This is a genomic window from Peptoniphilus sp. SGI.035 (assembly GCF_050315115.1).
Classification (GTDB): domain Bacteria; phylum Bacillota; class Clostridia; order Tissierellales; family Peptoniphilaceae; genus Peptoniphilus_A.
In genome coordinates this window covers 1-7,548 of record NZ_JBNPOJ010000033.1, presented here as the reverse complement: position 1 = coordinate 7,548, position 7,548 = coordinate 1, and the positions used below count along the sequence as shown (strand labels likewise).

Genomic DNA, 7,548 nt, shown 5'->3' with positions numbered 1-7,548 from the left:
ATTTTATTTAAATTTCCTATTTTAATTCACATAAAAATAAAAGCCACAGTGGGCTTTTAAAGATTTGTTTCAATTATTTAACAATATTATTTTTATCTACTCTTGTTCTTCCAGTTTTATAGTCTATTTTTATGCCTTCTTCAATATTTCTGACAAAAACTCTGAAGTTAATTTTTTTGCCACCATCTTCAATACTGTAAGCTTCCATAATTACACCTCGTGCCACCAATTCATCATCAACAAAAATCGGCGTTACTCTATATCTAACCTTTCTTCCAGTATCTCTTATGTAATTTGCAACAGAGTTTTCAAAGGGAAGCATTCCCTTAGTATTAAATGATCTCGTGCCCGTCATTAAATTTTTCCAATTATCATTTTCTCCCGTCAATTGATACGCAATTAAATGACATCTATTGTAAACTGCTCCGCCATCAACAAATTTATAAAATTTTTGATGCCAACCCGTTGGATAAACTTTTGAAATATCTCCTCTCGGACCTTTTGGCATAGAGTCTGGTCCAATAAGGGCATTGGCTTGTCCAACTCTATTGAGCTCATCTAATTCCGAGTAATTTGAAAAGTCAGGCTCCATTTTTAAATCCTTTTCTGAAAACTGAGGTGGATTTTTATCTATTTTATAGTAGGGACTATTAGCTGTTACCTCATAGTCATTTCCAAAAATATCCAGAAAATTCTCAATTTTATTTAAAAAGTTTCCATTATAATTGCTATCATGTCTGATGAAATTATCATTAGCAAATAAAAATCCGACAAATAAAACAAATATAATAGCAATTACTTTTGATTTTTTGTTTTTATTCAATATTACACTCCCAAAATTCAAGATAAATATCACATTGCTTTAAACAATAGACAATTCCATAATATCTAATTTTTTAAATCTTAAAAATAATTTTCAAAAATTAAACCCTCTACTAAATTAATATTAAGAGGGCCTTTGCAATCAAATTAAATATTAAATTAAAATTCACAAATTATAATTTTTCCTATTCCCTTTATCTCAATCTTTTCACTTTCAAGATAAATTGCAGAAAATTTTTCAAAAACTTTTCCTTCCACTTTTAAATCGGCATCGTAATTAAATATTACTGCTCGATTTTTTGTAGCAAATTCAAAATTATTGATATTTAGGGCATACATTTTTGCATCAAGTCCCTTTTTGTAAATCAAGTTAAAATCTCTAACATCTCCCGATGATTTTGTCTCATCACCTCCATTAAAGAATAAAACTTCAAAGGGGTTTAATTTGAATTTTTTGTCAGAAGTTTCTATATTCATCACATTGTCAATTGGTGTGATGTATCTGTTGAATCCTGTGTAAGGCGTGTAATTTGAAACTTTTTCGTTGCAAGTTGCGCTGGAAATTCTAAAATCGAAGTTTTTTTCGCCAACGCTTGCATCTTCTGGATATATAAAAACTTCTGTCGTAACTCCAGCAGACCACTTTGAATCTTTAAACTCTTCTTTTTTTAGAAATTTCATTTAGCCCTCCAATAATTCTTTTAGTTTTCCTGTAACTTTATAGTCGACTTTTTGTAACTCAGCTATATTTTTTGCACCAGAAAGCATCATTAACATCTTGGTTTTTTCTATTATTCCGTCAATATATTTTAATGTGTACTCATAACCGCCACGAACGATGTAAGAAAGTATTTCACCACTAATTGCAACCATAGAAGCTCCTGCTACTATACTTTTTACTACGTCCATAGAATTTTTTACTCCGCCTGCAGAAATTATATATAAATCTTTAAGTTTAAGTCTATCTGCTTCTATTAGCGACAAAGCAGTAGGTATTCCCCATGAAAATAAATCTGATATATCAGAATTTGGATCTCTCAAGTTTTCTATTTCAAAAAAATTTGTGCCACCGTAACCAGATATATCCACATATCTAACTCCAACATCATATAATTTTTTTACAGTTTTTGGAGACATTCCAAAGCCAACTTCTTTTACTATAACTGGTACTTCAGATTTTTTTACGATTTCCTCAACATTTTTAAGAATGCCACAGAAATTTCTCTCCCCTTCTGTTTGAACCAATTCTTGTGCAGGATTTAAGTGAATTTGAATTGCATCAGCTCGCAAAAGTTCTACGGCTTTTTTTGCATCTTCAACACTTGAAAATCCACTTAAATTTGAAATTACAATTCCATCTTTTATAATTTCTCTAACTATTTCAAAGGATTTTCTTGAATCTTCATCTTCTAGTGCAATTGTCTGTGAACCAACAGCCATTGGTAAATCAAATTCCAATGCAACATTTGCAAGATTTCTATTTATTTCCTCTGAAAGATTGCTGCCACCTGTCATGGCATTAATCATCAACGGGAATTTTACTCTTTTATTTAAAAAATCAACACTTGTATCAATTTCGTCGTAATTTATCTCTGGAATAGAGTCATTATACAAAAAGATATCAGAAAAAAGTGCATCGCCGACATAAGTGGAGCGAAGAAAGTTTTCTATATGTTCTGTCTTTCTATATTTCCTCATCATATCCTCCTTTAACAAATAAATCATATCATTTTATAATTTTTTTTACAACAAAGGAGTTTTAAAAATACTAGCTCCTATTTTGTTGCCATCATGTCTAATAAAACCATCTTTTATTTCGATGAACTTTCCCTCAGTTAACTCTACATTTTTCTCTTTAAAATAAATCCTATCCTCATCTGTCGCAAAAATTGGTGTAGATTCTTCTTTACTATAATAATATTGGTATACATCATTTGTTGCTCTAAAATCATTGGCAATTACTTCGTCTATGAACTCATAATTTGAATGTTTTAAAATTGCATCGAAGTGATCCCTTAATGAATAGTTTTTTGTCTCACCTCTTTGCGTCATTGCATTGGCAATATAAATTATGTGAGCCCTTGTATCTCTTAATGCTTCATCTATTCCTGCAACTAAAAAATTTGGAATAATAGATGTATAAAGTGAACCAGGCCCAATAATTACTATGTCGGCATCTAAAATAGCCTTTAAAGCCTCTTTGTTTGCACTTGGATAATGAGGAATCATACTCATTTTTTCGATCCTAGTATTAAGCCTATAACACATTTTTGGAATATAAGACTCGCCCACAACTTTATCCTTTGAAAGAAATTCTGCCACTAAATGAGTCTCATCTAAGGTTACAGGTATAATCTTTCCAGTAACATTAAATACGCTGCTCATTTCTATAAGAGCCCTGTCAAAGGACCCAAAAATATCTGTCAGTGCCGCAATCAAAATATTTCCAACATTTTGATTTTTTAGAGTTCCTGAATTAAATCTATAACTTAATAATTCTTTTAATGTTTCATCAGCATTTGAAAGTGCAATAAGGCATCTCCTTGCATCACCTGGTGGTAAAATATTAAGTTCTTCTCTTAAAATTCCACTTCCACCTCCATCATCGGACATGGATACAATCGCAGAAATATTTTTTGTATAATATTTTAGCCCACGCAAAATAGTGGAGATTCCTGTACCTCCACCAAGAACTGCTATCTTTTTTTCCATAAATTTTTCTCCATATCTCTGTGAGATACATAAGTGGATTTGTATTCCTCTTTTAAAATTCTTCCAATTTCTTCAGCAATTACTACTGACCTGTGAAAACCACCAGTGCAACCAATTCCAATTGTAAGGACTCTCTTTTGCTCTGCCATATAATTTGGAATCAAAAATTCAAGTAAATCAATAGTCTTTTTGATAAACTCTTTTGTAACATCTAATTTCATTACATAATTTTTGACCTCTTCACTTTTCCCATTTAAACTCTTCAACTCTTTAATATAAAAAGGATTTGGCAAAAATCTAACATCCAAAACAATATCAGCATCCTTTAAAATCCCTCTTTTATAACCAAAACTAGAAACTTCAATGGCAAAATTGTCCTTTTCATTGTAAGATACAAAGGCCATAAGTTGAGTTCTCAAGTTTTTAGTAGAAAGACCTGTTGTGTCAATTACAAAATCAGCACCTTTTTTTACTTTTTCAAGGGTCTCTTCCTCGAATTTATAACCTTCGACAATGGAACTATTCATTGGATGTGGTCTTCTAAGTTCCTTGTATCTTGCAATAATAGTTTCCATGTCTGCATAGAGGAATAAAAGTTTAGTTTTTACATTCATTCCCTTTAAATCTTCACAAGCAGAGAAAAAAGAATTAAAAAACTCACCGCTTCTAAGATCGACAACAGCAGCAACTTTATCGAAATTTTTACTTTTTGCGTCTAGAGCCATTTCACAAAATTTTGGAAGCAGAGCTGGTGCTAGATTATCCATTGCATAATAACCTAAATCTTCAAAAACATCTAGAGCATAGGACTTGCCCGATCCACTCATCCCAGTAATAATTATAAGTTCCATTTAATCACCAAAATTCAAATCAATCACCAATAATTTTAACTTCTCGCTCCATTTTTACGCCAAATTTATCCTGCACAACTTTTTGCACAATTTCAATGGTTTCAAGAACATCTTTGGCACTTGCATGGTCTTTGTTCACAACAAATCCACAGTGCTTTTCGCTAACACCTGCTCCATTATGAGTAAAACCCCTTAGCCCAGAATCATCAATTAATTTTCCCGCAAAATATCCTGTTGGTCTCTTAAAAGTCGAACCTGCTGAAGGCTTGTCGAGAGGCTGTTTTTCTGCACGCCTTCTGTCAAATTCCTCGTACTTTTCTTTTATCACATTTTTGTCGCCATGAGAAAGAGCAAAGGTTGCGCCGAGAACAATTAAATCTCTTTCTTGTACTAGAGAATGTCTGTAAGAAAAATTCATTTCTTCGGCTGAGAGTTCAATAATCTTTAAATTTTCATCAAGAAGTCTAACACTTTTTATAACATTTTTAATCTCGCCATCGTAGGCACCAGCATTCATTACAACACCACCGCCAAGAGAGCCAGGAATGCCATGTGCAAATTCAAGACCAGTTAAAGAATTTTCCATTGCAAATTCACTAACTTTTTTAAGACTCACTCCAGCACCTGCATAAATTTCTGTATTGCCAACTTTTTTTATGTCATTTAACTTGTTTTTTAATTTAATAATAATGCCATCAAATCCATTATCTTTTACAATTACATTTGTGCAATTTCCAAGAATATAAAATTTATAATCATTTCTTTTAATTTCTCTCATAATTTCAATGAGAGAATCTTCGTTCTTTGGCTTTATCAATAATTTAGCAGGTCCGCCAACACAAAAAGATGTATGGTTTAGCATTGGCTCGTTGTAAAAAAAATCTCCCAAATCTTCATTTATATTAAAATCCATAAAACACCTCAAAATATTATTAAATTTATTATATCATTAAAGAAGATAAATGATAAACTTTAAACAAAACATCAGGTTTAATTTATCTCAAAATAATACTATTTTATCTTTATAAAAGTATGGATTTTGCTATAATTTTTCTAATTATATATTAGAAGAGATAGATTAAATTTTTATTTTTTCATTAATTCTTCAAATTCTTTTTTCAAAGAAATTTTCGTTTTAATGCCAAGTTCTTTAAACACTTCATCTAGCTTTTGAAAAAGTTCTAAGAAATTTTCGTAAGAGATATTATTTCCCATGTGCCCTATTCTAAAAACTTTTTCAAAGATGTCCCCTGCTCCCTTTGAAATTAATATTCCTTTTTTTCTAAGTGCTTCTAATATGTCTTCTGCTATAAATCCTTCTGGCACCATTACTGCCGTTAATGTATTAGCTCTTGAATCCTTCGCGTAAAGTTCAAAGCCTGCATCTTCAAATATTTTTCTCGTTACTTCTGCGTATTTTTTGTGTAATGCTATGGAGTCCTTTTCGAAAAGCTTATCAAGGGCAAGGTCTAACGCATAAGTTAGATTTTCATTCATTGTGTATGGAAAAGCAAATCCATCGGAATAATCGTAATAGTTTAGAAAATTCATATAATAGCTTGGAACTGGTTTTTTTCTGTTTGCTATCGCCTTTTTTGCGTCTTCTGAAATTGTTACAAGTGTTAACCCAGTGGGCGCTGATATACATTTTTGACTTCCCCCAAGAGCTATATCCACTTTATAATCGTCAAAGTCAAAATCTTCTCCTCCCATGCCTGATACTGTGTCTACAACTGTAAGTATTCCGTAGGAATGTAGGAGATTGCAAATACTCTTTACGTCGTTTGTTATTCCTGATGGAGTTTCGCAATGTACCATTGTAGCAACTTTAAAGTCGTGATCCTTTGCTAAAAATTCTTTTAATTTTTCTATGTTGAAGCCACGTCTAAAATCGTCTTCATAAATTTGTGGCACACCATCATAAAATTTTACGAAATCGGCAAATCCTGCCCCAAAAACTCCGTTATTTAGCACGAGAACTCTATCTCCTGCTTCCACTAAATTACATATAGCTGCTTCAAGACCAATCATGCCTTCTCCAAGCATGATAAAAGAAGTAGCTTCCGTTTTTAAAAGTTTAGATATTTTTCTTTCTACTCTTCTATGTATTTTTTCGTACTCTGGATCGATGTCAGGATTTGTGAGAGATTTTCCCATTAATTTCATTACTTCTTCATCGATTGACGTTGGTCCTGCACATAAAATTTTCATTTTTATACCCCTCTTTTTTTCTTTTGATTAAATTATATTATATGAACACAAAAAAACAAGCTGTCAAAAGACAACTTGCAATAAACTTTATTAAAAATCAATTAACTTTTAAATAGTGGGCTAACTTTTTTATAAACTAACATCATCATAGCTGATGTTGTGAATCCCTTAATTAAATTGAAGGGTAGCACAGAATAAATCATCATTGTGAAAAGTCCTGTGATTTTTGATGTGATGGCTGATCCCATTGCTATTATAGCGTCCATTGGCATTACTTTACCATAAAGTGGAAATACTACAAAATAATTTGACATCATCGCAAGAACTGTCATAAAAAGAACTCCTACTGTTAGTGAAAGAATTGCCCATTTATATGTTTTATGTTTTCTGTAGATGTAACTTGATACAAAGGCAAAAGTTGCTGAAACTATAAAGTTTGATAGTTCACCAATGCCTGCTGTCATTGTGCCTTTAAATATTAGCGCAAGAATATTTTTTAACGCTGCAATCATTATTCCAAAAACTGGTCCCATTGTAAAGGCGCCAACAAGAACTGGCAAATCTGATATGTCTAGCTTCATAAATGGTGGTGCTACAAAGGTAAGCGGCAATTGAAAATACATCAATATAAAACCAACTACAGATAGCATTCCAATTTTTGTCATGTCTTTCGTTCTTATCATCGCGTTTGAGTTTACTTTATTCATTTTACCTCCTGTTGGGGCATTAAAAAACCCCGAACCTTCGGGGCATGAAAGTTTAAATCATTCTCTCATCCAGACTCTACTGTCGGTATTGGAATCACACCAATTCGGCTTTCGCTCGCGGACTTTACCGCCGGTTGGGACTTACACCCTTCCCTGAAGATTTAAAATTATTATTTTTTTCTTAATTTAATTATAACACTTGTTAAATTTTTTGCAAGGATTTTATACTTAATCTATCTTAATTA

8 protein-coding genes and 1 riboswitch are annotated in these 7,548 nt (G+C 31.9%); all 8 genes read right to left on the bottom strand.

What is annotated here, in order from left to right; genetic code table 11:
- Positions 1-73 precede the first annotated feature (73 nt).
- A complete protein-coding gene (locus ACQRC6_RS09430; protein ID WP_427848693.1) occupies positions 74-823 on the bottom strand; it encodes a DNA/RNA non-specific endonuclease in 750 nt (249 codons plus the stop codon).
- Between the two features lie 158 nt (positions 824-981).
- Positions 982-1,503 (bottom strand): HutD family protein, encoded by a 522-nt coding sequence (locus tag ACQRC6_RS09425; RefSeq protein WP_427848692.1) that lies wholly within the window; start codon positions 1,501-1,503, stop codon positions 982-984.
- Entirely contained in the window at positions 1,504-2,520 is a 1,017-nt protein-coding gene (gene fni / locus ACQRC6_RS09420; protein ID WP_320850181.1) for a type 2 isopentenyl-diphosphate Delta-isomerase, read from the bottom strand.
- Positions 2,521-2,565: 45 nt separating this feature from the next.
- Positions 2,566-3,534, bottom strand: coding sequence for a gluconeogenesis factor YvcK family protein (locus ACQRC6_RS09415; protein WP_293559596.1), 969 nt, complete (start codon positions 3,532-3,534; stop codon positions 2,566-2,568).
- The gene (gene rapZ, locus ACQRC6_RS09410) at positions 3,519-4,385 is read right to left on the bottom strand and encodes an RNase adapter RapZ (RefSeq protein WP_427848691.1); all 867 of its coding nucleotides are present in this window, start codon (positions 4,383-4,385) and stop codon (positions 3,519-3,521) included. Before rapZ ends, ACQRC6_RS09415 begins: the two co-directional genes overlap by 16 nt.
- Before the next feature lie 19 nt (positions 4,386-4,404).
- Positions 4,405-5,298 (bottom strand): UDP-N-acetylmuramate dehydrogenase, encoded by an 894-nt coding sequence (gene murB / locus ACQRC6_RS09405; protein ID WP_427848690.1) that lies wholly within the window; start codon positions 5,296-5,298, stop codon positions 4,405-4,407.
- A gap of 173 nt (positions 5,299-5,471) precedes the next feature.
- Positions 5,472-6,596, bottom strand: a complete 1,125-nt coding sequence (locus tag ACQRC6_RS09400) for a pyridoxal-phosphate-dependent aminotransferase family protein (RefSeq protein ID WP_427848689.1) — start codon at positions 6,594-6,596, stop codon at positions 5,472-5,474.
- Between the two features lie 101 nt (positions 6,597-6,697).
- Positions 6,698-7,303, bottom strand: coding sequence for an ECF transporter S component (locus ACQRC6_RS09395; RefSeq protein ID WP_427848688.1), 606 nt, complete (start codon positions 7,301-7,303; stop codon positions 6,698-6,700).
- Between the two features lie 52 nt (positions 7,304-7,355).
- A riboswitch (FMN riboswitch) is annotated at positions 7,356-7,468 on the bottom strand.
- Positions 7,469-7,548 lie beyond the last annotated feature (80 nt).